The sequence below is a fragment of the Lewinella cohaerens DSM 23179 genome (genome assembly GCF_000379805.1).
In the GTDB taxonomy this organism is placed as follows: domain Bacteria; phylum Bacteroidota; class Bacteroidia; order Chitinophagales; family Saprospiraceae; genus Lewinella; species Lewinella cohaerens.
The window spans coordinates 176,162-201,257 of the sequence record NZ_KB903576.1 but is presented as its reverse complement, the minus strand read 5'-3'; the positions used below and the strand labels follow the sequence as shown (position 1 = coordinate 201,257).

Annotated in this window: 16 protein-coding genes; 5 read left to right on the top strand and 11 right to left on the bottom strand. The window is 46.1% G+C overall.

Features of this window, described 5'->3' with window-relative positions; all coding sequences use genetic code 11:
• Positions 1-221: 221 nt before the first annotated feature.
• The 5 genes from A3EU_RS31655 to A3EU_RS0123970 form a co-directional block, all read right to left on the bottom strand.
• The gene (locus A3EU_RS31655) at positions 222-653 is read right to left on the bottom strand and encodes a YciI family protein (RefSeq protein WP_020538742.1); all 432 of its coding nucleotides are present in this window, start codon (positions 651-653) and stop codon (positions 222-224) included.
• Positions 654-658: 5 nt separating this feature from the next.
• Positions 659-1,285 carry a DUF6438 domain-containing protein gene (locus A3EU_RS35110; protein ID WP_425412736.1) on the bottom strand — a complete coding sequence of 209 codons (627 nt, stop codon included), beginning with the start codon at positions 1,283-1,285 and terminating at the stop codon, positions 659-661.
• A gap of 162 nt (positions 1,286-1,447) precedes the next feature.
• Complete coding sequence (locus A3EU_RS33240) at positions 1,448-2,689, bottom strand: M43 family zinc metalloprotease (RefSeq protein WP_052331334.1); 1,242 nt, start codon at positions 2,687-2,689, stop codon at positions 1,448-1,450.
• A 218-nt stretch (positions 2,690-2,907) separates the two neighbouring features.
• Complete coding sequence (locus A3EU_RS0123975) at positions 2,908-4,239, bottom strand: DNA recombination protein RmuC (protein WP_020538740.1); 1,332 nt, start codon at positions 4,237-4,239, stop codon at positions 2,908-2,910.
• 467 nt (positions 4,240-4,706) lie between these two features.
• On the bottom strand, positions 4,707-6,353 hold the full coding sequence (locus A3EU_RS0123970) for a hypothetical protein (RefSeq protein ID WP_020538739.1): 1,647 nt from the start codon (positions 6,351-6,353) through the stop codon (positions 4,707-4,709).
• A 410-nt stretch (positions 6,354-6,763) separates the two neighbouring features.
• Between A3EU_RS0123970 and A3EU_RS0123960 the strand changes: the two genes are divergently transcribed.
• Positions 6,764-7,957: an amidohydrolase family protein gene (locus A3EU_RS0123960; protein ID WP_020538737.1), complete on the top strand. Its 1,194-nt coding sequence runs from the start codon at positions 6,764-6,766 to the stop codon at positions 7,955-7,957.
• A 36-nt stretch (positions 7,958-7,993) separates the two neighbouring features.
• On the opposite strand, the gene A3EU_RS0123955 is transcribed toward A3EU_RS0123960, so the two are convergent.
• Positions 7,994-11,647 carry a T9SS type A sorting domain-containing protein gene (locus A3EU_RS0123955; protein ID WP_020538736.1) on the bottom strand — a complete coding sequence of 1,218 codons (3,654 nt, stop codon included), beginning with the start codon at positions 11,645-11,647 and terminating at the stop codon, positions 7,994-7,996.
• A gap of 69 nt (positions 11,648-11,716) precedes the next feature.
• Entirely contained in the window at positions 11,717-14,158 is a 2,442-nt protein-coding gene (locus A3EU_RS0123950; protein ID WP_020538735.1) for a PEP/pyruvate-binding domain-containing protein, read from the bottom strand.
• A 414-nt stretch (positions 14,159-14,572) separates the two neighbouring features.
• On the opposite strand from A3EU_RS0123950, the gene A3EU_RS0123945 reads away from it, so the two are divergent.
• Complete coding sequence (locus A3EU_RS0123945; protein ID WP_020538734.1) at positions 14,573-14,932, top strand: hypothetical protein; 360 nt, start codon at positions 14,573-14,575, stop codon at positions 14,930-14,932.
• A gap of 90 nt (positions 14,933-15,022) precedes the next feature.
• On the opposite strand, the gene A3EU_RS0123940 is transcribed toward A3EU_RS0123945, so the two are convergent.
• Positions 15,023-16,459 (bottom strand): T9SS type A sorting domain-containing protein, encoded by a 1,437-nt coding sequence (locus tag A3EU_RS0123940; RefSeq protein WP_020538733.1) that lies wholly within the window; start codon positions 16,457-16,459, stop codon positions 15,023-15,025.
• Positions 16,460-16,680: 221 nt separating this feature from the next.
• On the opposite strand from A3EU_RS0123940, the gene A3EU_RS0123935 reads away from it, so the two are divergent.
• A complete protein-coding gene (locus A3EU_RS0123935; protein ID WP_020538732.1) occupies positions 16,681-16,932 on the top strand; it encodes a FeoA family protein in 252 nt (83 codons plus the stop codon).
• Positions 16,929-19,073 carry a ferrous iron transport protein B gene (gene feoB, locus A3EU_RS0123930; RefSeq protein ID WP_020538731.1) on the top strand — a complete coding sequence of 715 codons (2,145 nt, stop codon included), beginning with the start codon at positions 16,929-16,931 and terminating at the stop codon, positions 19,071-19,073. The genes A3EU_RS0123935 and feoB overlap by 4 nt, the downstream gene beginning before the upstream one ends.
• A gap of 221 nt (positions 19,074-19,294) precedes the next feature.
• Here the strand turns inward: feoB and A3EU_RS0123925 are convergent, their stop codons facing one another.
• From A3EU_RS0123925 to der, 3 genes are all read right to left on the bottom strand, one after another.
• Entirely contained in the window at positions 19,295-20,683 is a 1,389-nt protein-coding gene (locus A3EU_RS0123925; RefSeq protein WP_020538730.1) for a carboxypeptidase-like regulatory domain-containing protein, read from the bottom strand.
• Positions 20,676-21,260 (bottom strand): RNA polymerase sigma factor, encoded by a 585-nt coding sequence (locus tag A3EU_RS0123920; RefSeq protein ID WP_020538729.1) that lies wholly within the window; start codon positions 21,258-21,260, stop codon positions 20,676-20,678. Before A3EU_RS0123920 ends, A3EU_RS0123925 begins: the two co-directional genes overlap by 8 nt.
• Positions 21,261-21,553: 293 nt before the next feature.
• Entirely contained in the window at positions 21,554-22,855 is a 1,302-nt protein-coding gene (der, locus tag A3EU_RS0123910) for a ribosome biogenesis GTPase Der (protein WP_020538727.1), read from the bottom strand.
• A 220-nt stretch (positions 22,856-23,075) separates the two neighbouring features.
• On the opposite strand from der, the gene nagB reads away from it, so the two are divergent.
• Positions 23,076-25,031 (top strand): glucosamine-6-phosphate deaminase, encoded by a 1,956-nt coding sequence (nagB, locus tag A3EU_RS0123905; protein WP_020538726.1) that lies wholly within the window; start codon positions 23,076-23,078, stop codon positions 25,029-25,031.
• The last annotated feature ends 65 nt before the right edge of the window (positions 25,032-25,096 follow it).

Sequence of the window (25,096 nt, the reverse complement as noted above, 5' to 3'; positions counted from 1 at the left end):
TTGTCTCAACTACACCAGTGGTGTGGGAGTGTGTTTGTTGTTCTTACGCGAAATACAATGAGCAAAGCTCATTCCTTGGGAAAGTCAGACGCACGGTAGTGCAGATGGGTGAAAGATGATGTGGTATTACTTAATGTCTGAAGGCAATATAAGGTAAATGTTGTTATATGTAAAATATTATTATAAAAATATTTATCCATACGTAGAAAATCGACGAGAGATCAAAACAACTGCGCACCTACTGCGGCCCAAAAGGGATGTATCTCTACGACGAGTCGCCCGGCAAGCACAGCCGGGTCCTGATTGGCCAAGCTAGCGGCCTCTTCATAGGTGGGTGTGGAATAAATGACCACCCCCTGAATACCGCTATCATCCGCAAAAGGCCCAGCTAAACAGATTTTTCGTTGTTCCCCTAACGCTGCCAAATGGGCGAGGTGTCCCTCTTGGATTTTTGCAGCAGTCGCTTCGTCCTGATCACGACGAGGGCCTACCTTTAAAAAGCACATAAAATATTGCTTCATCAAGTAGGTCGTATCTCCAGATTGATGAGTAAACGTCTGGAAACCTGCTGTATCAACAGGCATTGACTGGCCGTACACAGCATTCCCCCCTACAGCTAATAGGGTAAAGAAGAGCAATAGAAGCAATCTCATAAAAGTTAGTTACGAGGTGAANGATTCATCGTTTTATTGAATTCGGCACTCAACACGTATTCGTTACGGCGTACCAATCCAAGCATTTCTTCCGGATTAATTCGCTCAGGATTAAAGCGAAACAACCAGTAAGGGCTATTAGGCGAAAGCCGTTTTACGATCTGCATATCCTGCTTAGAAAACTGAATAATCCAAACATTGGGATCTACCTGAGTAGACAAATTCACCAACAATTCATCGGCTATGACATTGTCGGGCATACCATAGTTACTACCCGGAGCCTGCTGTTCCCAGCCTCCGCTTTCTGCAATAGCAGTAAGCTTTTCTTCCAGCTCCATAATTTTTGTAGGACGCCCATCTTTACCTTTCACTGATTTTGATTGTTCCCCATCATGGTAACTAATGGTAACAGTAGCCAGATCTGGAATCTGTGCTTTATAGGCATTCTGAAAATTCCAAAAATTGGATTCCTCAAAATCTTTGATCAAGTTGCGGTAAGTCGTCTGATCCAATAGTTTCGTGTGTAAACCAATCCGGTTAGTAAACTGCTGGCCTTCATAAGATGCTACGCCACCTTCGTAAATAGTGAGTTTATACACCGGGCAACTCCCAAAACAAGGGCCTTTAAACATTTCTATCCGTGGATCAAGCTCATCCAGGTCTTTGGTCGTCAAAGGCCGGCAAGTAGCCGCAAGAAAAATAAAAGCACTGGCGGCCAGGATAAGGAAGTGTAGCTTAGGCATAATCAGAAAAACTTTTGTTTGTGTGCAATGATAAACATTTTTGGAATTCTATCACAACACCACTTTCCTCACTTGCAGAAGTATCCCCTTCTGTACAACTAAAAAATGAACTCCTGAAACGACTCCAGAAATCTGCTGGGTAAAACCACCCGCAAGTTCTGACCTCCAAGAGGAAACCTCCTGCCCCAGTGCATTGTAAAGCGTCCAATCAAGGTCTGGAGCTAAAGCTTCCAGCGTCAGCTCGCCGTGGAGGGAATATATTAGCTTAAACAGATTATCGACCTGCTGCGGGGTTTTCGTTCCTACGACACACTGTTCAATACAATCGGGGTTCAATAATCCGGGACGGTAGGTTTGCAGGGCGTCCCAGACGCGGTCTTTTTGCCCTTGGGTAAACATGATGGCACAGGCATCTTCTACAAAACCCATGAAATTCTGGTAGTTATCTGGCCCTCCATTACCAGGGCAGCTATCTTGAAATCCACTGGGGCATAACCCTGCGTAGGTCCAGGTTTGCTTTTCTGTATCGTCTACGAGATCGTCGTAAACGGGGTCAGGGCAACAGATACTAGGGTTACAATTCGGTGGAGGGCTCACGTTGCCCCACGGGTGTAGCAAATTGAGGTAGTGGCCAATCTCGTGGGTGCACGTTCGCCCCAAATCATAAGGCGCAGTAGCAGTCCCTCCCCTACCAAAACGATCATACTGAATGTATACGCCGTCTTCTGCGCGGGGTACTTCGCCGCTAGCAATCTCTGTAGGAAAAATACCAACCCCGGCAACACCGCTGAAATCAAGGTCAGCTACCCATATATTGAGGTAGCAATCGGTACACCAAGCAGAGCTTCCTCCCAGGTCATCATAACAAAGGTTGCGGCGACCATTCGTAAAATCATTGCCAATCCCATCAATCGACGTGGGCGAGAAAATTATGCCAGAATGAGGATTCCCCAAAGGGTCTTGATCCGCGAGAACAAAGTTGATTTCCATATCCGCTACCTTGTTCTGGTACCAATTGATAACTTGATCCAAATCAGCATTCGCTGAACGAAAATCTTCGTTGAGCACCGCTATCTGGGATTGAATCTGGGTTTCGGTCAGCCGCTGAGCGTCATTATAATAGACATTATGCACGACTACAGGGATAGTAATGGCCGTCACCGGAACTGCAGTCACCTCTACCTCTGGAGACGGATTTGTTGTCAGACTGAAGCACCAACCTTGAGCGTTTATCGTAAAGGAAAACAGGAGAAGCAAGAGGAGGAGTTTGGTCGTGAGTTGCGCGTTAATCATAATATTGAGGTTTTTGCTTGACATTCGGCATTGACCAAAGGTCGTAGAGGGATTTCTGGTAAATGGCATAGGGATATAAATACGCTAACCGAACCTATTCTTTAACTACCCAACATAGAATTTCCTCCTTGAAGTTAGAAAAAACCACCTAATTCTTCTCTATCCCTATACCCCCTACACTAGGGACGCGAAGCGGACCGTATCCCTCTACGGACTTATTACTCTTCCTCCTGGCGCATGGCCTCGGGCAATTGCTTGGAGGTGCGAGCACCCAGTTTCCGTAACTTTTCGGCACGCCCAACCAGGGTTTGGTTATAACGTTTACCTTCAGAGAGCTTGTACATGGCTGCCGAATAGGCATTGTGTGTACTATCGAGGCGTTGCCCCACCAGTTGGAGGTCTTCTACGAAGTTAACGAACTTGTCGTACAATTGGCCGCTTTGGCGCGCAATTTCCTGTACACTGCGTTGCTGTTTCTCTTGTTTCCAGATGTAGGAGACCGTCCGCATCGTAGCTAACATGGTGGAATTAGTAACGATAACAATATTGTCGTCCAAGGCATCTAGAAACAAGCGCTGATCTTGCTGAACTGCTAGTGCAAAAGCGGGCTCAATGGGAATAAACAGCAGCAAGTAATCCGGCGAATTGATCTGGTATAAATCCTGGTATTTCTTCTTACTCAGGCCTTTGATATGGGCACGGATACTCTCTAAATGTTGTTTAAGTGCTTTAGCCCTCTGGGTATCGTCTTCGGCGCTACAATAACGATCATAGGCCGTAAGCGACACCTTGCAGTCAATCACCAAATGCTTGTTTTCTGGTAAATTGATAATAAAATCGGGTCGCTTGAGCTTACCTTCCTGATCGCGGAAGGAAGACTGTGTGCGGTAGTGGACCTCTTTTTGCAAGCCCGCCTTTTCGAGAAGGAGTTCCAGCTGTACTTCGCCCCAATCCCCCTGGGTTTTATTATCTCCTTTGAGGGCAGCGGTGAGATTGCCAGCATCCTGGCTCAGTTGTTGGTTGAGGTCGCGGAGTTGCTCGATCTCTTTTTTGAGGCTTACGCGATCGCGGGTTTCCTCCAGGTAACGGCGTTCTATATTGTCTTCAAAGGTTTTGATTTTTTCCTTCAGAGGATCAAGTAGATGCTGAAGTTGGCTATGGTTTTGCTCTGTAAACTTCTTGCTTTTCTCTTCGAGGAGACGGCTCGCCAGCGACTCGAAGGTAAGACGGTTGGTCTGCTGCAATTCCTGCATCTCCTTCATCTGTATATCCAGCTTTTCCTGAAGATATTCGAGGCGCGCCTTTTCCGTTGCTAGCTCCGAAGAGAGGTCGCGTTCCGTTTCTGTTTTTTCGTGAAGGTTGGCCTGCAAAACATCGGCATGTTCCAGCAGCGCTTCGTGGACAGCCTTGGGAACGTAAGTAACCGCAATTTGTTCGCTGGAAACAAAATCGTTGCTGACCTTCAAGCGTTGCCACCAGTAGCCCAATACAAAACCCAGCAATAGCCCGATGACCAAAAACAAAAAAGCCAGTAATAGAGGATCCGCCATGTTGTTGATTATTAGACTTGTTCTGCCGAGATCATTTCGGGTAGGAATCGCGCCTTATCTTCCCACGCTGTGCCTTTTTTGAGTCGCTTAGTTATAGCTAGGCTCCTCAAAAAAGGCTTCGCGTGGTCGATAATGCATCAATTCCCCCAACCAAACTGCCCCGGCAGAACAAGTCTATTCAGATTTAACCGCATGGCAATTTACAAAATGTTTTAAATAAATCAATATTTAAACTTTTCCCAACCCGACAACGCGCATGCTGCCAGATTGCCCGGGTTATTGAACCACCAAAGGCACCAAGATTATGTTGAACCATATAAGAAAATATAAGGGATTATAAGAGACTGGCCTAACAAGGTAAATTCACGAATTTACCTGACCAAGATACCCGACGAAGATACCTGAACCACCAAAGGCACCTAAAGTAAAAAATCTTAGGTGCCTTTGGTGGTTAAAAAAAAACAACCCTAATTACGAGGAGGAATAAGCGGACGCACCCGCTTCAGTTGGTCCGGGCTAAGTTTTGGGATAGCGATTTCCAGTTGGCGACGAACGTCGATGCTATCAGGGACTTTGGCCATCACAGATTGGAGAGTTTTGATCGCTGCGAGATTATTCGGATCAAGTTGTAAAAGGTTCGATGCAGCCTTTTTAGCCGTAGAAAAGTCGCCAATATTTTGAGCAGCTTCTGCCTTGACGCGCCAAGCAGAGGTATCGTTAGGGTTTACTTGGATTTGCTGGTCAGCAGTCTCTACTTTTTTTTGCTCTGCCAGATGGCGGTCGTTATAGTTCTTCCTAATTTCCTGAGCAGCAACACTTCTGTCTTTTGACTTTTCTAATTGATCCAGGTCTTGGCGAGCAAGATTTAGATCATTACGTTTTACACTCACCGCTGCACGAGCCGTGAGTGCTTTGGTGTTTTCAGGCTCTTGTTCCAATACCATGGTTAGGTCCTGGCTTGCGGCTTCTGTTTTTCCACCGCGATATTCAAGCAGTCCTTTTTGGAGGCGTGCCTGTACATTGGTACTATCGGTTTTCAGCATTTCGCGGTACACCTCAATGGCGCGTTCATCCTGGCCCGTTTTGATATAACTATCGGCCTGAATAAGCCCCCATTTAGGGTTGGCCGCTACCCCACCCCGGTCTTCAATTACTTTATCAAGCGTAGCTGCTGCAACCTGATGGTTATCCGTTTCATGAGCAACCAAACCGAGAATCAGCTGAATGGTCATTTCAATTTCTTCCGTCAATTCTGCACTAGAGGCAATGCTTGACAAGCTACTTACTGTATCAACAGTCGCTTCATTGCTGATTTCCAAGTCGGTGAGGGAGAAATGGCTGCTTTCAATAAAGCGAAATTTGGTGGTTACAATATCATTTCCATCTCTGTCTTCCTCGGTGGTTCCCCAAATAATCAACTGCGCTTTACAGGGGAGCCCGATACTGGAAGCCTGTTGACTGGTGAGGGGGTATTCATTAGAAAAAACGTCGATTTTTTTAGTATATACAGAACCATTAAGGCCATATTTCACCATTTCAGTAGCCAAACGACTCCCTACGACGAGTTCAACCTTCTTGGATTTGCCGTCGAGGGGTTGAAAAGGCAACAACATGATATTGAACTCCGAATCGGCTCCATAAGGCGGGCACTCCCCTTCTTCTGATTCCCCCTGGTCTACGACTCCAAGGGATGGATCAGCAGGGCTATTATTGTTTTGGAAAACCCCACGCAGCATAAAAAACGAAGCTGTAGCCAATACCAATGCCGCCACTACACCAATGACTAACCAAGGGGGACTACTAGTATTCCCGCCAACTTCCTTGCTTTTGGGTGCTGGAGCGGGGATACCTTGTTCAATACCCGCAAGGCTCGCCAGTAATCCATCGGTGATTTGATTAATGGCGCGGCGTGCTTCATCAAAGCTGATGGTATTACGCTGTTGTTGCAGCTTTATGCGCTTGTACTGAGCTAGTAAATTACTGACAGTATCCCGCCAGCTACGTGCTGGTTCGGGTACTTGATTAAGATAGTCGAGCAAGCGCTCGGCTGCCGCTTCGTTCTTTGCTTCAGATATAAGCTGCCGGATATCGGCCAGGGTGGCATTTGGGTCCATGATACGTTGGATTAAGTAGACTTTAGTAGTAGCGCTTTTTTGCTAAGGACTCAATTGCCTGCAATCGGCAAATTTCATCCTGTTCTTCGTTCGGCGATCAGTCACTTAGCTATGGCTAAGCTCCTTCCTTGAGCCTCAATCAGAATAAAATTTACTCGATTTCGACTAATCAGACCCTACCAAATAAGCTCTTGGGGCTTAGTTCTTGTTGTCAAAATTCGCGAAACCGGGTCGCTGCATCATGATGCTGGTGCAGCAATATACTAAAGAACGCACGAATGGCCATAAAGCCACTTAAAAGGATGTTAAATTCTGCCCCCCTTGCGTTATCTTTTGTTAGAAAACGGCGGTTATGTATCTTCGGCGCTTTGAATAGATGATTATTCAAGCGCAACCCAATACAGACAAACATGCGTAAACTTACCGCCGACTATATTCTTACAGCTGCTGGTGCCCCGATGCAGAAACAAGTGATTGTTGTAGATCAAGCAGGAAAAATCGTTAGTATTGACCCTCTGGACCAACATGATCCAGCAAGTGTTGAGTCACACCGGGGGGTACTGATCCCTGGCTTTATCAACACCCACTGCCACCTGGAGTTGTCGCACATGAAGGGAAAAGTCGCTACCGGAACAAAATTAATTCCTTTTATTACCAACGTGGTGCAGTTTCGGGATATGCCACAGGAGGAGATTCTGGCGGCTATTGACCAAGCCGACCAAGAGATGTATGATGGTGGGATTGTTGCCGTGGGGGATATCTCCAACAAACTGGATACACTAGCTCGCAAACAGGACAGTGCTATGCGGTATTACACTTTCGTGGAAATGTTCGACTTCCTGCAAGATGCGGCGGCAGAACAATGCGTGACCAATAATCTCCCTGTTTATGAAGGCCAGGCACAAAGTGGCGGCAATCGACGTTCGGCCGTTCCACATGCACCCTATTCTGTTTCTAAAGAATTATTTCGTCGCTTGAACGAGCTGAACCAAGGACAAGGTACTGTCAGCATCCACAATCAAGAGACCCCGCCGGAGAACGAGCTATTTGAACATAAAACAGGAGATTTTTTGCAGTTTTATGAAGGCTTCAACATCTCACTGGAACAATTTTCGGCTACAGGAAAAACGGCTATCCACTATGCTATGGACCAGATGGATCCGCGCTGTCGAGCGCTATTTGTACACAATACCCTCTCAACGCCTGAAGATATTGCAGCGGCACAAGCTTGGGCCCAAAACGGTGCCTACTGGGCCACTTGCGCCAATGCCAACCTCTACATTGAAAACCGGCTCCCCAACTACCAGCATTTCCTGGATGCCAATGCAAAAATGACCATCGGCACAGATAGCCTGACCTCCAATTGGCAATTATCCATATTGGAAGAACTCAAGACGATCCACCGCTTTCAAAGTTATGTCCCCTTCTCAACACTGATCCAATGGGCCACCCTCAACGGCGCAGAAGCCCTTCAATTTGAGGAAGATCTAGGCAGTATCGAAGTGGGTAAAACACCAGGCATCAATCTACTGACAGGACTAGCGGGAACTGGACCGGATGATTTTCACTTTGTAGCGCAGACGGGGGTAATTCGGTTGGTATAATCCACTGGTTTTAAACTACCAAGGGCCCTAAAGAGGTTACAGCTTCACCATTCTCACAACGGTAACTTTATTCGCTCCTTCTTCTCTTATTTTGACGAAATAAAGACCGGCTGGTAAGTGTTGAATATCCAGGTTTGCCTGTCCGGGCAAACACTGAATATTTTGAATGATGCTACCTGCTTGGGATACGATTTGGATATCAGCCTGAGCTTGTAACCCCGCTATAGTAAACCTGCCATTGGTAGGATTGGGGTGAATCATTAAGGGGTCTGCAGCCGTCAAGATTTCATTGTCAAGGGCCATCCCATCCCAATTGAGGGTTTTACGGGGGCTTTCCAGATCTGCGGTACTGATCCATTTGGTACGCAGGTAGGCAGAAGCGGCTTGCATTTCTACCTCAGTGAGGGCACGATCGTAAAAGAGTAATTCCCCGACTTTCCCTTCCCATTGTGTATCGGTGTAGTAAATCTGGTCAAAAGACCTTTCTGTCATTACGGTCCCCAGAATGCAAAACTCCAGCGGGTTGGCGGTTGTCAGTGGGTCCACCTGCTCGCCGTTTAAGTAAGTGGTGCCATTGAGGGTACGCGCGGGAGCACTATCACTGTAAAGCTGAGTAGCATCAGAATGGCGAGGGATATTAACCGAAAGCCCCTCAAAAGGAGCTCGATTTGGAAAAGTGATCGGGTTTTCTTCGTAAGCCATAAGTATGGTCTGATAGCCGGTCTCTGCTTGGGTGATCCGCTGTAACCAGATGGTTGCAAAATCAGCCACACCCAAACCATTTTGGTAATTTGAACGATACGCATACCAGTTACCATCGGCCCAACTATTACCATTGCTGAACGACCAGCCATACAATGAACTCGTTGGCAATTGGGGATTATCGACGGCTTCATCTCCATTTAAGTCCGCAGCATCCATGCGAATGATCAAACCAGGTATCGTTCCTGGATCTTGAGGTACAACTGCATTCATTGGCCGCTGTGCTGCAACATAATAAAGTCCAGCTGCCTGAGGGGAGAAGACAGTTCCCGTATGCAAAGGAGCACCACAACTTTCCTCCTCGTACCAATGGTAAACCAGCTCCGGATTGGGATCAACAATTCCTAATTCCGTATCGCTCAGGGCTTCTACCTCTGGCCTTGTTTGTACGATGACCGCAAAGCCCTGGATATTTTCACTCAGCGCCCCTATGTTGTTATCAACGGCAGCAACGTAGTAGTTCCCTGAAAAGGGAGGCTGAAAAGTAATGCCCGTACTTAAGAACTGGGTAGCTTCGGCATCGTCAAACCAATAATAAGTGTGATCGGGGGATGGCGTTTCGATACGGACTTGACAATCCCCATCTTGCACCACCACCAAGTCAAGCGCTGTAAATGGGGCAGCATACCCCACTAAAAGAGTATTGGTATGCGCAGTCTGATTTCCGTCTTTAACAACGTAACGATAAGCTCCTGCTACCAGATTCTTACGGGTTGCTTGATTCTGCGCCCGATCATTCCGTACAAAGTTAGCAGCCGCATCTGAACCAATAATTTCCAATTCCTGCAACTGCGTAGCTATATCTCCATGGTTTTCCTCAATAAACAAGCGGTAGTATTGGTAAGAAACCGTATTGCTAAATAAAAAGCCCCTCCGTTGAAAACGGCTGGTAAAATCTTGGTTGACCTGCTGATCAAGGGCCGTCCAGTTTTCTCCGTCATTCGAGCCTTGGAACTGCCAGGTTTTAGGATCACGCTCTGGCACATCATCTGCGGAAGTAATGACATAATAGGTCACTGGAGAAGCCTCTGCTAACTGATAGCCGATGTGAGTATTTGTAGCCATTGCATGCAACCACTTGGTTCCTAGATCATCATCAAAAGCAAATTCAGGTTCGTGCCCCCAGGTGGTTCCGCTGGAAAGGATATTGGCTGGTGTTGGGGTGGTAAGGTCACGATTAGGTTGGTCATACCAATCAATGGTATAAGGTGATTGCCCGCCCGTAATATCAAGGTAAATACTGCCCGATGCTGTTTCTAAACCGGAAGGAAAAACGGTTTCAGCAACAACTATTGAATCAGCCGTTGACAACAAGCTAATAACTTGTTCTTTCACACAACCCGAAGCGGTGGAGACCGTAACGGAATAATCGCCATCCGGCAAGTTGGATACTGTTGCCGTTGTTGCCCCAGTAGACCATGAATAATTTAAATCTGCAACAGCATAATTTTCATCTTCCAGGGATAAAGACCAAGTATCATTGGCATAAGCAGAACAAATTTCCGGATCAAACAAAAGCTCACTAGCAATGCTTATGTCCTGATTAATTCCACAACCATTTGCATCAACAATAAAGAACTCATAATCTCCGGCCGCAAAGTTCGCTACGGGATTGTTCTGTAATTCTCCTTTTAAGAATACCTGATAAGGAGCCTGCCCTCCGGTGATTGAAAAATCAACACTTCCATTTGCATCTCCTGAACAATCTGCATCCTGTATCATTTCGCTGCTGGCTAAAGTATAGCTGTTTACCTCGGTTTGATTAATCGTCCATTTAAGTTCTTGATAGGGTTCGGGGTAGGTATCCGCGAATTTGGGATCGAAACGTACGAGCGGATTGTTATCCCACACGGCAAATATCAACTCATAGCTATCACAGGCGTCGAAGGTAACCTCGATCGTTTCAGTATCTGTTGCGATTATTTTTCCGTTTAATCGCCATTCGTATGCTTGGGTATTGGGCTCCGGCTTCACCACATCTACTGAAAAGGCAAGTGTTTCCGTACCATTTACGGTAAGGTCACCGGCTGCGGGCTGCGGGTTTTCTATTACATCAACGTATTCATACAAATAGCAAATCACGCGTTGAATACAAGGAGAACAAAGTACCAAGCCATAATCCTCCCCAAAACCTCCTGCTCCCATGAAGCAGCCACGGGCTGTGGGGCGATGGCAGCCAAAATAGTTGGTCATTGCGCCTTCAAAAGCACCAAATTTGTCTAGGTATTCTGCTGTGTAAGGTGTAGGGATTGGCGTTCCGGGTTCAATCCATAAACGCCAGGGGATGTCCGCAATATTGAGTTGTCCGGTAGTATTGGGCGTTTCCCAACACTGGCTATTTGACCATTCGCCGCTAGCTGAATATTCGTCTAATAAGCCGGGCATAGTATGACCAAACTCGTGCAGGAAGGTTTCCCAACCCATGCCGTACATTTTTCCGTCACCTACTCTCGCTTCTCGGTTAAGGCCCGCACCGCCGCCGCCACCGTACTTCGTTGAGGAGAAGAAAGTTGCCCAACCGGTACGGTCATTTGCCCAAGGCAGAAATACCGCATCGCGCAATCCCTGGATAGTACCAAAGGTCCAGCCGTTATTATCATCCGGAGCATCCGGCCACCAGAAGGAATAGAGATTGAAAAAATCACGGTATTGTGCATAAGGTACTTGTGCTAATTCATGTCCCTGCTCAAAAGCCTTTAGTAGGTCATTTTCAAAAAGTGTCGTAAAATCATCCTTGTTGGTGAAAGAATCTCCACGATTTTGGATCACCCAGTTGATCCGGTTGTCTTTAGCACCTGAATAAAGCATCGTATCAATTTCCTGGACAGCGAGGATAGCTCCAATGTCTTGGGCGCCAAGCGGCAACGTAATTGCAAGCAGGAAAAGAATGCCCCATAAAGACGGGCTAGAGGTATTCAGGTATCTCATTGATAAAAGGTAAGCTTAGAGAATTGTATTTTGCTAAGTTACGAAGAGTACCTCAAAGCAAAGTAAGCCCTATTTATACAACCTCGCCTGCTTGATATAAATCTTCCGCTCACTCACTTGGGAGTCTACTTTGAATTCAATATCAAGGCCAAAATCTTGCTCGGTGCAATTGCAATCGTGAGGGACATTTTGGTAGAAATACTTTTTGAGGGCCAGGCAATAGGTACCCAACTCCATCAATTCATCATCTGTCAGTACCGTTTCTCCATTCAATTCAGGGATATTGGAAAACGTCAGGTATTCCGGCGTAAACTGCTGCCCTGGGACGATAGACCAGGTAAATAGCATGATCTGGTCGTTTAGGATACCTGGCTCAGGAAATACAATACTGTATTCTTTGTACTGCACATTGATGATAAAACCAGGATTGGTATTGTACAGATTTTTGGTAATCACCACCCCATTGGCATCTTCATCAGGAAAGGAACGATGCACCAGTATACCCATCGCACAAGAGGCATGGGAGATTTTGTAGTAACTACGTTCTTCGAAAGCGCGCCAATTCCAAAGGCTGGCCCAAACTTTTTTAATGGCTTTTTCGATGGTTTTATCCGGATCATTCGCCTTGGCGGAATAAGAACTGTACAGGCCAGCGCCCGAGAAATCTTCCAGATCTTCTGCGTTTGTAGAAGAGCGAAAACGAAAAGAAGGAAAGTCAGCAAAATTGCGGATACGATCTTCCACCAAGCCGATTAACTCCGCATCTAGGGGTTCGTCTTTGATCCTTTCCTGAAAATCCTTTAATCGAGCACGACGATAGGCTGGGTTATTGACAAATTGTTCATTTACCAACATCTCTTCCAAGAAGAGATCCAAGCCTGCATCTTTAAGATGTTTATCGTAATAATAAAAAGGAATCGCAAAAGAAGATTCTGGCGTAGGAATGGGCACTCCACTGACCGTTGTGTTAAGTATTTCGGCGAAATTGCTTGCTTTACCACCAACCACGTCTACAAAGGAGTAATCGGCAGTTTGCAAATCTACCAGGCCTTGTAAAGTCGTATTCTTGTCCAAAATGATACTATCCTGCGGTTCATTCTGCGCCCAGAATGCAGTAGCTTCCGGGAGCGTAGCAGGGCGTATTTCAAAAGAATCAACTGACACTTTTAGGTATACCAATCGACCGAGCAATGTCTCCAGCTGTTCATTCTCCCAGCCATCACGCAGAGCCATATTGGGGGTATTGCGGTTATGGCTAAGTACATTGATGTGGCTAAGTGGCGTCTGAAATTCAGTAGTAATGATGCCTGCTACGACAGATACGTCATTGGGTACACCGTTGAGTAAGACAATATCATGACGCCCAAGGTAGGTATCTTCCAAATCTTCCAGCGGCACTTTGTTTAGGTAACCATAGTTTTCGGCCAGGTTTAGCGCCTGGTAATTCTGGCCTTCATAGAGTTCTTCCGGCGTGATTAAGGGAACATCACAGGCATTAAATTCCGGGCGATTAGCAAATAAAAACAGCTTCCCTTCCAGGTAGGAGGTCGCCAGAATTTTATCAAACATCAACTGAATTTCTTCGCAACTAATTTCATTAGCCGCTACAAAATGTAACACATATATGTCTTGATTTTTATAGTAATTGAGATTTGCAGGAAACAAGTATCGATCATCATTTCGACGATACTGGGTTTGGTTGAATACATTATTTCCTTGATCAAATCCGAGCTGTGCTTTCGCAAAGAGGTAATGTAGCGTATACCGCTTGGTATTCATATAATACATCAAGCCATCCTCTTGATTGTAAATAATTTTCACTGAGGATACTTCACCATCATTGGTACGGGAAGGGCGACTACTGATTAAATCAAAGGCTATAGGGTCAATGAGTTCATTGAAGTAATGAAGATCATCATTTTCCTTTTTGAGCAGATTAATTCTCAACAAAGTATCCTTCCCAATCAAGGGAATAAGCCGTGAATAGTATCCTTCTTTGCTCAGCAAAAGTGTATCCGGTTGAGGTACTACCGAAGAGCGATGCCAAGTAGCCCCTTTGTCGGCGATGGACGTACGATCACCATTGGAAAATGCCTTAAACGTTTGAATGTCCGCTTCTGTACTTACCCTTAGCAAGTAGATACCAAAAGGCAGCTTGGGAAACAAATAACTCCCAGCATTCCCTAAATTCGATTCATGACGAACCAAGCGGCCGTCAATGGCATAAATCTCCAGTCCTATCGGGAATTCGCCCTCCCAAACCATTGTATTGTTATAAAAACGGTAGCTGTTGCTTGGGTGGACCAAGCTGTCCTGTGCTGTATTTTTAAGCACAAAATCGCCAAAGAGGTTCGAGGCTTCTTCTACTGAGCTGTTAAGTAAGGCTATGTTTACACCAGCGACTGGATGGCCATTAGCAACATCCTGTATACGTCCACTATAGATCGCTTGGGCACTCAAAAGAAACGGCAAAGAAAATAAAAACAACAACGCGGGGAAGGACTTCGGCATAGGAAATAGGTCTCTGGTCGATTATCAAGCAACTGCTTTAGGCAAGACCCTCCTCTATCGCTAAATGGTTGGGTATTAGGAACCAACCCAAGCCCTATTCCTCAAAAACTTAATTTAAATCATTGGAAATAAACAATTTAAGCCCTAAGTTTGTTTAAAAGGGTATGCTAGCTAATAAACATCGTTCGTTTTTTGTTTTACCCTCCCTGCTTAAACAGTCTCCTATTTTTATTCCGCTTTAAGTTTGCTCAAGCATTAAAAAGAGCATAAAAAATGCTACCTTTTTTCTTGTTTACGTTGTTCACGAGAATTCCTTATAGCGTTTTGACTGATACAATTCATCTTCGAATTACTCAAAACCGAAAGTAGCAAGCTCCTGGTCTTCAATTATTTCATCATTATAAATATATCCAAATGGAAAAGATAGATTACTTCCCCGATGCTATTGATTGGGCAAAAACACTCCGTCTTTCTGACCTCAAAGCCAACTTTGAAGGTTATGAAGCTCCGAGAACCTTTCAGCGCGCCGACGAAGACATCTCCTATACGCCTGATATCACAGGGCGAAGGTTAACTAAGAAATTCTATGTCGAAATAGCCATGAAGGATGAAGACACAACCTCTATGGTCTCCAAGTGGAAACTACTAAGTACCATGGCTTCGATGAAAGGTGGAAAATTGTATTTACTAGCTCCCCGTGGCCACAAAGCCTTCGTTCAGAGCCTACTAGATCGTTACCAGCTGCCTAATGCAGAACTGATATATTTGAGTTAGGGATTCAACATTCTTTTTGATACTCATTCTGGCCGTTGGCTACTGTTTTGGATCAGTAGCCAACGGCCATTTTTTTTGCCCCTCTTTTTGCTATTCCACCACCACTTTTCTAATCGCCTGTCCTGTTTTAGTCTGAAGGTGAACCCAGTAAATTCCAGGAGAAAGGCTGTTGATCATAAGTTCATTATCGCCCATTGGCAATTCTTTTGTAAGCATAAGCTGGCCTTGCTGATTGAGAACCCTCACTGCTGCAACCTCCGACAATTCATGTATTTGTAGTTTCTGACTCGTAGGGTTCGGGAATACCTTCACCTCCAAATCATCCCACTGATCTCTTGTCCCGACGGTCCAATCTGCAAAACTATTGAAGAACAAGGCAGTTTGAATAACGGCTGGTTCCACACAACCTCCATGATCCGCATCTGGGTTGACATCGAAAGTGATTAAGTCTACTGCCCCCAAAGCCTGCATAACAGAATCTGCAACAATACTATTACGATACTTTACCTGATCATCAGCCGTGCAATAGAAAATGCGGGTAGGCTGCTGGGGTGCCCATTCGTAAGTATCATTTGCCGCCAAAGCTGCTATCACGGGATGACTAGGATCAGCGTCTTCTAAAATAGTTACAATACTATCCTGTAACATATAGCGCGCAATAGGAGCACCATATTCATTCGTCAGATTAGAGATTAGGAAATTATTCAAGTTGGACAAACCTATATTCCCTTCGTAAAAATTCCGAATAGCATTGGTGTAAGTGGGTTTAAAGAATTGCTCCAAATCATCATAAAAGTCATAGACATAATTGTAAGAAAGGTAAGTATTTGGCAAATAAGCCAGAAAATTATAAGGTTCTTCACTCACCATTAGCTCTCTCATTACGCCACTTATACTGTAAGGCCCAGACATGTGACTAGCAGCCGTCAAACTAAACTCACTGGCCAGATCCAGTTCTAATGCGCGGTGCAGTGCCATACTCGCATGTCCTCCCTGAGAATAGCCTGTTACAAACAGTTGATCATTAAGCAGTAAATCAATCTGCGAGGCGTAGCCGCGAACTGCCCGCAGCATATCTACTGCCGCAGATGCCTCTGAGTCAGCATGCACATAGGGATGAAAACCCCGCGACGTGCCTGCGCCCAGAAAATCAGGGGCCAAAGTAGCATAACCTAAACCGCCAAAAACAAGCGCTAACTGATACCCTCCCTGAAGATTGGAAGGCACATCCTGTGGGCCATCCACCGTACCATGCTGGTAGATAAGCGTCGGATAAATGGTCGTCTCTTCCCTTACCGGCAAAACCAATAAACCGGAGGCAGTGTCCAATTGGTTAAAAACATCTGGCGTCGTATAGGTAACCTTCCACAGCTCTACCCCATTCTGGATCAAAAAGCCATACTGCTGGGAAAGCGTCTCTTGGGAACGTTGCCCTTTGTAGGATATACTTACCAGGGTCTGACCAACCAATGTCGTAGACACAAAGGCAGCTAGCAATACAATGAGGCTAATTCTAGAAAAAACCATGATATAATTATTTTTTAGAAAAAAGAAAGCTGTTTTATTCCCTCTCTATGATGATTCTTGTCACCAAAGATAGTCAAGCTAAAGTAATAATTTTGTAGACCCTACTTAGACTTAATCTAAATAAGAAACTTTCTGTACCTTTGCTAAAATCCCGGGATAACTCCTGATGATAATCAAGCTATAGTACTACTTTTTGTAAAGAAAGTAAAAACGTAAAAAACATGACGGCGATCTTATCCTCTCCTATTGTTCAGCCCAACGCTTATTTGCTACAGCCTGGCGAAGAAGGCGTTATCGTTGGCTTTACCCGCCAAGAGTTGGCAGCTAGCTTAATGGCAATGGGCGTCTTGCCCGGCAGTAAAATACGTTATGTACGTCGTGCTCCTTTTGGAGGTGCTTTTTACCTGGCCATTGATCATCATTTCCTGGCTTTAAGACAAACAGAATTTGAGGCGATAGTAATCCGCAAATGAACAACAGCTCTTCCCAAACACATTCCCGTCCGTTTCGTTTAGCTTTAATAGGAAACCCCAATAGTGGTAAATCCAGTGTTTTCAACAGACTCACCGGCCTACAACAAAAAGTAGGCAACTTTCCCGGTGTCACCGTTGATAAAAAACTAGGCAGTTACGAACTTTCCAATGGCGAGAAAATCAGCCTTATTGATTTTCCGGGTGCTTATAGTTTCTACCCTTCTGCTCAAGATGAGAGGATTGTCGTTCAGACTTTGGCCAACCCATTGGATGAAAACTACCCCGATGCTATTCTTTACGTAGCGGATTTCACTCGCTTGGAGAAGCATTTACTGCTCTTTACCCAGATCAAAGACCTTGGCTTACCTGCTATCTTGGGCCTAAACATGGCGGACATGGCCGAAGAACGTGGCCGAGAAGTGGATACCGCGTTGCTAAGCAAAAAAATTGATGCTCCAGTAGTCGTGCTTAGTAGCCACAGTGGTGAAGGTTTCCAGGAACTCGAAGGATATATCAACCAACTCACCCAAGTAGAAACCTCCCATAAAACGACTTCTTTCTATCGCCCCAATACAATCGAAAAACGGGTTGCGCTAGATTTAGAACAGGCTTTTCCTAACAATACTGTTTACCAAAACATTTTGCTTGCTCATCATTATCAATGGCTGCCCTTTCTTTCCGACGACAAACGACAGTTGATCGAACGGGTAACGGAGGAACATGATTTCAAAACACTACGCCATCAGGTTCAGGAGACGATGGCACGTTTCGATCAGTTTGAGCCCGTAGCCAAAGCAACCATCAAAGAAACAGCCACCGATAGCCCGGGATTTACCGAAAAAGTAGACCGTATTCTTACCCATAAAGTATTCGGCCCACTCATCTTCCTGCTACTCATGCTTTTCGTATTCCAGGCCATCTATGCCTGGGCAGGATACCCCATGGATGGTATCGAATGGATTTTTGGGCAGCTCAACGACGTTGTAAAAGCAGTCCTACCCGCCGGCTGGCTGACGGATTTATTGACGGACGGTATCCTCGCAGGCTTAGGTGGCGTCGTCATTTTTATACCGCAAATTGCCATTCTGTTTTTCTTGATCAACCTTCTGGAAGAGGTCGGATATATGGCCAGAGCTGCCTACATGTTCGACTCTCTGATGCATTTCTTTGGGCTTAATGGCCGCAGCCTAGTAGCACTCATTTCCAGTGGCGCCTGTGCTATTCCTGCGATCATGAGTACGAGAACAATCGCCAATTGGAAAGAAAGGCTTATCACCATACTCGTCGCCCCCTTTATTTCGTGCTCTGCACGATTACCCGTCTATGTTGTCCTCATTGGCTTTGTCGTTCCAGCCGGAGATGGCGATGGCTTCTTCAATCCACAAGGCCTTGCCTTTATGGGGCTTTATCTCTTGGGGATCATAGCAGCCTTGGGCACCGCGCTTTTCTTTAAATACATTTTAAAAACAGAAGAACGGAGCACCCTCATGCTCGAACTCCCTGAATACCGACGGCCACTTCTCCGGAATGTGACATTAAATGTATGGGATAAAGTACGCAGTTTTGTGATTGAAGCAGGTAAGGTTATCCTAGTTATATCCATCGTTCTCTGGGCACTTGCCAGCTATGGGCCCGCTGACAAAATGGCCGCTGTAGAAGCACAAACCGCCACTATAGCTACCGCACAAAACCTGGATGCTAACGCCAAAGAAGACTTGGAGGCATCTCTAAAACTAGAAGCCAGCTACGCCGGACAAATGGGAAAATATATCGAGCCAGTCATCAGGCCCCTGGGCTTCGATTGGAAAATGGGCGTCGCTATTATCTGTAGTTTTGCTGCGCGGGAAGTTTTTGTCGGCACCATGGCCACCCTCTACAGTGTGGGTAGTGCTGCCGACGATGAATCCGGTATTATCGAACGTTTGACCAACGAGCGAAATCCCGTCACCGGAGAACAGGTTTACACCACAGCCACCTCAGCCTCGCTGCTTATTTTCTATGTTTTTGCCATGATGTGCATGAGCACGCTAGCCGTCGTCAAGCGGGAAACTAAAAGCTGGAAGTGGCCAATTTTTCAGTTTTTCTTAATGACAGGAATTGCCTATCTCGCGAGCTTTGCGGTATATCAATGGTTGGCATAAGGTAAGCCTTTTCTTATTAATTTGGGGCCATGCCGATCCCGTCCCGACTTTTCTAGTCGGGACGGGATCGGCACCGGGCTGTCTGCTTCTCCGTAGGGTCGGGTTTGAAACCCGACCCTACGGAGAAGCTGCCGATCCCTCGTCCTTAGTTCAAAAAAAATCACCTTAGGTGCCTTTGGTGGTTCAAGAAAAACGGTCCTACTAAATTCGTCATATAGTTCCTAAAACCTGACGACATAAACCGTTTCCACTGGCGTACTACCTTCAGTAACCTCCCATTTAGGGCCTTGTTCAAGTAATTGGATGGCCAGGCTATTTTGCCCAACATTGGTACTTTTTAGCACCTCAAAATCCGTCAGACTGCCATCTGCTTGTACTAGAAAACGGAGCTTAATTCTAGCTCTGGGCGTATTATCCGGCGTGTTGGCAACGACATAGTCCCGCAGTGCCCGAAACCCTTTAATAGGTTGAGCTGTGCCTGTGGAAGCTTCAGCTTGTCCCCGCTTTTTGGCGGCATAACCTGTTACAACAACCTCGTCTAAAGCTACTGCTTCGGCCAATGTAACATCCAGTTGATTCTCATCATCTACATTGACCTGTGTAGATGCAAAGCCCGTGTAACTGATAGATAATGTCTTTATCTCATTAGCAACTGTAATCCGATAAAAACCATCCAAGTCAGTAACCGTTCCATTGGCGGCCCCTGGCGTCACAATGCTAGCGCCAATCAAAGGAAAACCTTCTGCATCCGTTACATACCCTTCGATAATTCGATAGCCGGTAGCCGGTACAGGAATACCACTATTGGATATCCGAGTAGGTTCATCTTGGCGGGCGTAAGCTTGGTTTTGGGCAGGATAAGTTGGACTGGTAGCAGGGGCAGCCATCCGCGGCGCTGGAGGAGGCGATAATTCATCGGCTTCAACAGCCTCTCTGGTTTCCAAAACAATCGCCTCGGAATCAACAGGAAGCGTACGGCTACTAAAAGTATCTTCTTCGGCCCTACCTGCAAGCACCTCATCAGAAGTAGCTCCTGCACCTAAATTTGTTTCTGAATTATAGGTCGCTGGCGGCCTTGTCGCATCGGCTGCTATTTGTGATTCGTCTTTACGAGAAAGTAGCTTATCCTCTTGAGAATCCTTGGGGGTAGTCGCTTCTTTTAAAGGAGACGATTGCGCGATGGGTTCCGCTGTACTTAATTCTTCTGCTTCAGTAAAAGCCGGAGACTCGGCTGCCTGGTCTTCAGAGATTTTAGGGGAAGAAGGTGCGGTTGCTGATTCTTCCATCGCAACAGGCGAGGCCATATCCGAAAACCCTTCTTCACGCAGCGTCCACCAACTTACCGTAACGAGTAGCAAAACACTGGCTGCAATAGCTGTCCAACGGCCAATCATCCGTACAATCGGCTGACGTTGGGACGTTTTACTACGAATGCGATCTAAACGGGCAGCATGATCATGGTCAGCTTGTCCTTGGTAAGCGGCCAATGCTTCTTGTAGAAAGAGGTCTTGCTGTGCAGCAGTAAGCAGCTCAGCTTCTTCCCTGGCGGTAATTTCGCCCGTGGTCCAACGTTGGAGTAAATCCCTGATATGTTGTTCCTTTTTATTCATTCCGCTGTTCCTGTCCTTCGATACAGTTTTTCAGATTACGGCGACCATTTTGAATATTAGACCTGATCCGGCCTACTTCTTCGTTACGCATGGTCGCAATTTCTTTGTAAGAGTGGCCTTTATAATAAAACAACTGAACGCAGGCTTTTTGTTGATCATTAAGCTGCTCTAAACAGAAATCCAAGGCCGATTCCCGCTCCTCTTTTTCAGATGGGCCGTCACTTAGATGCCAATCGGCATCGGATTGCATAAAAGCAGGATCATAATTTACAGTAATCATTTTTTTCTCCTTCCGCAACTGCATCAAGCAATGGTTACGAATAAAGGTATAGAGCCAATTTTTGAAATTCTTCACCTCATGGTGAGGTAGCTTTTGCTGTAATTCGGCGTAGATCGCCAGTGTAGCATCCTCTGCACGACTGGGCGTTTTTAGATACTGTAAACTAAGGCCATAGATGAGTTCGATATAGCGATCGAAAAGGACGGCCAGAGCCTGACGATCTTCCTGTTGCTGGAAACGGGTCAGCAATTCAGTATCCGAAGCATCCTCCTTTTGAGTACGTAAAAAACGCAACATGCGAGCTCATTTTCCCGACCGATGATTGCTCCATGTGGCCGGATTTTTGGCAATATAGTAAGTGATTCGCTGAAAGGAGGCATGATCGCGAATAATATGATCATAGAAACGGGGTTGCCACGCAAAATCAGGATCTATCTTTCGTCCCTCACGGGTAATGATAGACTTATAAGGCCTGACACAAACATTGCAGTACAACGTCTCTACGAAGTGCGACGAACAGGTGAGCGCGGTGGCGGAACGCCACAAGGACAATGAACAGCAGTGGTACCGAAGGCACCGGGCCCCAACCCTTATTTTTTTCTAAAAAACACGCTAATCGGCACCCCAGTAAAATTGAAATGGAAACGGATTTGGTTTTCGAGGTAATTCTTGTAGCTATCCTTGATATGCTTAGGATTGTTACAGAAAAACGCGAATGCAGGATAGGCAATCGGTAATTGGGTGACGTACTTTATTTTGGCAACACGCCCACGGTGAACAGGAGGGCCGTGACGTTCGATAGCCGTAAGCATTTTGTCGTTGAGGACAGAGGTAGAAATTCGGCGAGAACGGTTTTCGTAGACCTCCAGCGCAACTTCAACGGCTTTAAATATCCGCTGTTTCTCGAGGGCAGAAACGAAAATGATAGGCACATCGGTAAAAGGCTCAAAACGGCGACGAACTTCCTTTTCGTAGTCACGGGCCGTGTTGGTTTCCTTCTCCATGAGGTCCCACTTATTGATCAGTATGACGACTCCCTTATTTCGTTTCTGAATAAGGCTAAAGATCGACATATCCTGAGATTCTACGCCCAAGGTGGCATCAATCATCAGGATAATAACGTCTGATTCGTCAATGGCTTTGATAGCTCGCATGACGGAATAGAACTCTAGATCCTCATGTACTTTACTCTTCTTGCGGATACCGGCAGTATCGACAAGGAGAAATTCTTTGTCGAATTTTTTGTAATGGGTATTAATCGAATCTCGGGTAGTACCAGCAATATCGGTAACGATGTTGCGGTCTTCGCCCAAAAGTGCATTAGTAAGGCTGGATTTACCTACGTTTGGTTGTCCTACGATTGCCAGACGTGGCAGGTCAGTCTCCTCTTCTTCCTCTTCTTCAATAAGTTCGGCGAGGGCATCCAATATTTCACCCGTACCGCTGCCTGTGACAGAAGATAAAAAGTAAGTGTGCTCAAAGCCCAGGCTCCAAAACTCATTGGCTTCGAGCTGCCGTTGGCTATTATCTACCTTATTGACCGCCAGCAAAACTGGCTGCTTGGTGCGCCGTATCATAGCGGCGATCTGCTCGTCGAGATCCGTAAGGCCAGTGGTTACATCCACCATAAAAATGAGTACTGCTGCCTCTTCAATCGCGATTTGAACTTGCGAGCGGATAGCTGCCTCAAAAACATCATCGGAGTTACGAACGAACCCACCCGTATCAACGATGGTGAAGTTTTTCCCGTTCCAATTACTGGTGCCGTACTGGCGGTCGCGGGTAACACCACTTTCATCATTAATAATGGCCTGGCGCTCTCCTACCATTCGATTGTAGAGCGTAGATTTACCCACGTTGGGGCGACCGACAATTGCAACTATATTTCCCATTTCTTCTAGTATTCTACGTTTTGGGAAAATAAGCACTTCTTGGCAAATCCCAAAACAGCGGGCGAAGGTACGGAAAAAGGTTGGATGAAGGGTTAGTTAGTTTTATTGGGTTGTTGGTTGATGATGGTTGGTTAAAAAATTAACATTCAAATAAACCGTGTGCGCACACGGTTTATTTGAAATTCTCTTACCTTTGCCTCAGAATCTAACCATAATCCTTATGTCCCTGCTCAAAACCAATGGTCACACCAACAGCTATTTACAATATGCTTTCAAATCTGTTGAGCGTATTCCTGTCAAGATATGGGCTTCGCCAGAAGAGGCTTCCCGCCACGTAGCACAATCAATAGCCCTAGCTATTCGGCAACGACAGCAAGAAGGTGAAAATATTGTCTTAGGGCTAGCCACTGGCTCCTCTCCTATTCGGGTATATCAGGAGTTGATTCGGCTCCACAAAGAAGAAGGGCTGAGTTTTCAGAATGTCATTTCTTTCAATCTTGATGAATACTATCCACTGGAGCCCACTGCACAGCAGAGTTACGTGCATTTCATGCATGAATACCTCTTTGACCATGTTGATATTCCTGCCGAGAACATCAACATCCCCGACGGTACCGTGCCACTGGAAGAAGTAGGTGCTTATTGCGAAGCTTACGAAAAGAAAATCAAGCTGGTTGGTGGCATTGATGTTCAATTACTGGGCATTGGCCGTACCGGGCACATCGGCTTTAATGAGCCTGGTTCATGGGAAAGCTCTGTAACTCGATTGGTACGCCTTGACAACCTGACTCGGAAGGATGCCGCTAAGGACTTCGGTACGCTTGAGGATGTCCCCTACCGGGCGATCACTATGGGTATCCAATCCATTATGCAGGCACGCACCGTTTATCTCCTTGCCTGGGGACAGCACAAAGCTGCCGTTGTGCGCGACGCTGTTGAAGGTCCTGTCACCCCCAACCTACCCTCTTCGTTTTTGCAAAAGCATCCTAATGTCCGCTTTTTTGTAGACGAGGCTGCCGCCGAAGAACTTACTAAAATCGCGACACCCTGGCTGATAGGCATGTGCAACTGGGATGACAAACTAGCAGCCAAAGCCGTCATTTGGTTGTCTCAAAAGTTAGAAAAACCCATCCTAAAACTTACCAACGAAGATTATACTGAAAACAGCTTGGGCGAGCTTATTTTGGCTTACGAATCGGCCTATAGTCTCAACATCAAGATATTTAATCAACTACAGCACACGATTACCGGGTGGCCGGGTGGCAAACCCAATGTAGATGACGCCCATCGGCCAGAGCGCAGTCGCCCTGCTCAGAAGCGAGTGGTCCTTTTTAGTCCGCATCCTGATGATGATGTTATCAGTATGGGGGGAACCTTCCTACGGTTGGTAGAACAGGGACACGAAGTACATGTAGCCTACCAGACCAGTGGCAATATTGCTGTACACGACTACGATGCGCTACGTTTCATTGAATTTATGGAAGAATTTGGTGGCACTTACGAACTGACTAACGAAGCTGCCAGCAAGCTGTTCAAAAAAGCACGAAAAGACCTTAAACGTAAGAAAGCTGGCGTTCCCGACAGCCCTGAAGTACGAAGCATAAAAGGAATGATTCGGCGGGGTGAGGCGCGTGCAGGAGCACGTTCTTGTGGCCTACCCGACAGCCAAATTCACTTTTTGGACTTACCATTTTATGAGACCGGTTCCGTTCGTAAAAACCCGATGGGGCCTGCTGACATTGGGCAAACAATGGAATTTCTAAACACGATCCGCCCCCATCAAGTATTTGCTGCAGGGGACTTGGCAGACCCTAACGGCACCCACCGTGTTTGCCTGGATATTATTACCGCTGCTTTCGAGCAGTTGTCTGAAGAAAAATGGATGGACGATTGCTGGTTGTGGCTTTACCGCGGTGCTTGGCAGGAATGGCCTATCCACGAAATTGAAATGGCGGTGCCTTTGAGCCCGGAAGAGGTTGTAAAAAAGCGGAAAGCCATTTACATGCACCAGTCGCAAAAAGATCAGCCACCTTTCCCCGGTAATGACGAACGAGAATTCTGGGAACGGGCCGAGGCTCGCAACCGAGAAACCGCCCAAACCTACCGAGCGTTGGGTTTTGCAGAATACGAGGCGATGGAAGCTTTCCAGCGATGGCAATTGCCTAATTTGCCCTAAACACAAAGGAATAAAAGCACTAAAATTCAAAATAAAATAGTAGTACTTTGTGTCTTACGGTAAGC